This window comes from Longimicrobium sp. (genome assembly GCF_036280135.1).
Taxonomy (GTDB): Bacteria; Gemmatimonadota; Gemmatimonadetes; order Longimicrobiales; family Longimicrobiaceae; genus Longimicrobium.
Window position 1 is genome coordinate 1 of record NZ_DASURI010000854.1, and the last position, 2,753, is coordinate 2,753.

The 2,753-nt window shown below is 73.2% G+C and carries 3 protein-coding genes and 1 pseudogene; 1 reads left to right on the forward strand and 3 read right to left on the reverse strand.

The window, feature by feature from the left end; translation table 11 throughout:
- The 3 genes and pseudogenes from VFZ20_RS27685 to VFZ20_RS27695 all read right to left on the reverse strand — a co-directional run.
- Positions 1-233 (reverse strand): annotated as a pseudogene (locus tag VFZ20_RS27685) (hypothetical protein); the annotation flags it as partial.
- The gene (locus VFZ20_RS27690) at positions 230-376 is read right to left on the reverse strand and encodes a hypothetical protein (protein ID WP_329687202.1); all 147 of its coding nucleotides are present in this window, start codon (positions 374-376) and stop codon (positions 230-232) included. The gene VFZ20_RS27690 and the pseudogene VFZ20_RS27685, both read right to left, overlap by 4 nt.
- A 99-nt stretch (positions 377-475) precedes the next feature.
- Entirely contained in the window at positions 476-820 is a 345-nt protein-coding gene (locus VFZ20_RS27695; RefSeq protein WP_329687203.1) for a hypothetical protein, read from the reverse strand.
- A 756-nt stretch (positions 821-1,576) separates the two neighbouring features.
- Here VFZ20_RS27695 and VFZ20_RS27700 point away from each other — a divergent pair.
- Positions 1,577-2,753: TolC family protein (locus VFZ20_RS27700; protein ID WP_329687204.1), on the forward strand; the 1,177-nt coding region annotated here is incomplete at its 3' end.

Consider the following 2,753-nt stretch of genomic DNA (forward strand, 5'->3'; position numbering starts at 1 on the left):
GCGCGGCGGCCCAGCTCGGCCGCGGCCCCGGCCAGGAGGATGGACCCCGCCAGCACGGCGCGCTCCGCCGCCTCGCCCGGCGCGAAACGCGGGGCGAGCGCCAGCACCAGCGGCGTGGCCAGGCAGTGCGCGGCGCACAGCAGGGGCGCCGCGGCGGCCCACGCTTCCATGCGCCGCAGGCCGCGCGGGACGGGCGCCGCCACGCGCGGACGGGCGATGACGTCGGCGCTCACGCGGCCCCTCCGTGGCGGACGGTGGACAGGGGCGCGAACACGCGGACGCACGCGCCGCGGACGACGGTGGACAGGCGGCGGCGCGGCGGCCTTTCCGCGCGCGGCGGAACGGCCGGCCGGGCGGCCGGGTTCTTCGGATTCATTTCAGGATCTGGCTGTACGGCTCCCGCGCCGCGCACGGTGCGCGGACGCGATCATCAACGCCGCCGCGCGTCTTCTGGGCGCGGCAGGGTGCCGGGGATTCAGCTCCGTGCTGGAGCCGTCAGCCTGAGGGGTGGGGCGCGAAGGCTGGGAGGGGCGTGCGAGCGGATCGTCGGCGGCAGGTCGCCGCCGCGCGCCGCGACGCGCGCGGGAAGCACGGTCGCGGACAGCTCGCCCGGCGTGGAGCCGCCGGACAGGAGCTTGAGCCCGGTCAGCTTGCACGCCGGGCAGTGGGACTCGTCGTGCGCCGGCGGCGGGCAGTCGTCCTCGCGGTCGCCGGGCGCGTGCAGGTGCGCCACGAGCAGGCCGGCCACCGGTTGGGCCCACGCGTGCTGCAGCACCTCTCCGCCCGCCGACAGCAGCAGGTAGAGAAGCGCGAAGAGCACGGACGGGAACCGGCGGACAGGTCGCACGCGAAGGACGGAAGAAGGATCAGCCGAACTGGAATCGATAACGCATTATCAATATCAGGTGTACGGCAGCCTGCGCGCAACCCCCTCAGATGGGTTTTGCAGTTGCTTCTCGCCCGTGCTGGCCCCCTCGCGCGAACTCAGCGCGCGGGCAGGACCGTGCACTGCGGCAACCAGATTTCTTCGGCCGGCAGGCGCCCGACGCGCTACGTGACGGATCGTCTCAGCCGGCGCCGGCCGACCTCGGAGACTGCTTGGAAACCTGCCTCCACGAAGCGTCATCCTGAGGGAGCGCCGCACACAACATGCACGCACGCAGAACTTTGACGCGACCGAAGGATCTTGTGTGCGAAACTCGGTGGTGACTTCCGTGCACCAGGGTCGCCCCCGAGCTTCGCGGGCAAGATCCTTCGTCGCCGCCATGGGTCACGCACGGGCAGGATTTACGCGGCGGCTCCTTAGGATGACGCTTCTGGCCCATCCGGGTTATCCAACATCTCTCAGAACGACAGCCCATCGGCTCCGATGCGCCGACGCTTCATCGAACGTTCATCCAACGCTCCGGCGCGGAGCGGTGTCTAACGTTAACAGCAGCCGCCACGCGGGATTGTACACATCCTGCCCTGCGGCTAAATTAGCAGGCTTCCGGCCGGCATCGCGCACGGCCGTGTCCGCCTTATTTCGCAGCACCCGCCCGCCGCCACCCGCGTCGGGCCCCGGAGTACGATCCTGATGCAGATCATCCGCCCCTCCCGGGCTGTTTCGCACGCCGGCCTTCGCGCGACCGTTCGCGGGGCGGCGTTCGTGTTTTCGCTGGCCGCCGCGCCCCTGGCCGCGCAGGGCGCCGACTCGCTGGACCTGCCGCTGGGCCGCGCGCTGGAGCTGGCGCGCAACGGCGAGGAAGTGGGCCTGGCCGCCCGACGCGTGGACGCCGCCAACGCCGCCGTGGGCAGCGCCCGCGCCGCCGGGCTGCCCAGCGTGCGGCTGAACAGCACGTTCAGCCACACGTACGAGAACGCGCGCGCGCAGGCCGTGGGGCAGATCTTCAACCAGCCCAACACGTACAACGCCAACGCCACGCTGAGCGTGCCGCTGTTCCAGGGCGGCCGCGTGGTGCAGGGCGCCCGCGCCGCCCGCAGCCTGCGGGAGGCCGCCACGGCCGAGGTGACGGACGTGGAGCAGGACGTGACGCTGCAGACGCTGAACGCCTACCTGGCCGCGCAGCTGGCGGACCAGCTGGTGGCCATCCAGGAGAGCAACCTGGCCCTGGCCGAGGCGCGCGTGCGGCAGGCGGAGCAGTTCGAGGCCGGCGGCCGCGGCAGCCGCTACGACGTGCTAAGGGCCCGCGTGGAGCGCTCCAACCTGGAGCCCACGCTCATCCAGGCCCGCGGCAACCGCGACCTGGCCCTGCTGGAGCTGCGCCGGCTTACCAACCTGCCGGCCGAGCAGCCCCTGCGGCTGAGCACGCGGCTGGATCCGGCCGCCGTGCAGGCCCTGTCGGAGCAGCTGGCCGGCGCCGCCATCGCCGATTCCGCCGCGCTGGACGCGCTGCCGGGCGTGCGTGCGGCGCGGCTGCGGGCGCAGGCCAGCGATGCCCAGGCGCGCGTGGCCCAGAGCGCCCTGCTGCCCACCGTCTCCGTCAACCTCGTCAGCGGCTACCAGGCGTTCCCGCTGGAGTGGCGCGTGCCCACGCGGGGTGGCGCCCTGGAGACCATCGACTGCCCCGCGGGCAGCGCGCCGGACCGCGTGTGCACGCAGCAGAACGGCGGCTGGTTCAGCGACCGCTCGCTGCAGCTGGCCGTGAGCTACCCGCTCTTTGACGGCATGCGCGCCCGCAACGACGTGCGGCAGGCCCGCGCGCAGGCCGCCATCGCCGACCTGCAGGCGCAGCAGGCGTGGGAGAACGCCC

Bases quoted from the DNA above. Each gene is read 5' to 3' on its own strand.
- VFZ20_RS27690 (WP_329687202.1), bottom strand. From the start codon at position 376: ATGAATCCGAAGAACCCGGCCGCCCGGCCGGCCGTTCCGCCGCGCGCG.